Source organism: Phosphitispora fastidiosa (genome assembly GCF_019008365.1).
GTDB lineage: Bacteria > Bacillota > Thermincolia > Thermincolales > UBA2595 > Phosphitispora > Phosphitispora fastidiosa.
The window spans coordinates 1-267 of sequence record NZ_JAHHUL010000138.1; the positions used below are offsets into that span (position 1 = coordinate 1).

A 267-nucleotide genomic window follows, 5' to 3' on the forward strand; every position below is an offset into this window, starting at 1 on the left:
TTTTGAGCCTCGGTGAGTGGAACGATCAAATGCTGCATGATATCGGTGTCACGCGCGGTGATCTGCATTCGGCCCTTGGCACGTCGCTGCTTGAAGATCCGAGCGAAAAACTGGGCGCATTGGCCGATGTACGGGCCCGTTTGCGCGCAGCACGCTCGATCAGCTGAGCATCGATCTTGACGGTTTAGCAGGCGTCCCATTCACACCGGAATCCCCTCCCGGTGCCCCGCCTGCCCACTGCCCGGCCTTCTGGCCGGGCTTTTTCTT

The 267-nt window shown here is 60.3% G+C and carries 1 protein-coding gene; it reads left to right on the forward strand.

Annotated features, from left to right (window positions below; all coding sequences use genetic code 11):
• Window positions 1-2: 2 nt before the first annotated feature.
• A complete protein-coding gene (locus Ga0451573_RS20380) occupies window positions 3-167 on the forward strand; it encodes a YjiS-like domain-containing protein (RefSeq protein ID WP_353740085.1) in 165 nt (54 codons plus the stop codon).
• The last annotated feature ends 100 nt before the right edge of the window (window positions 168-267 follow it).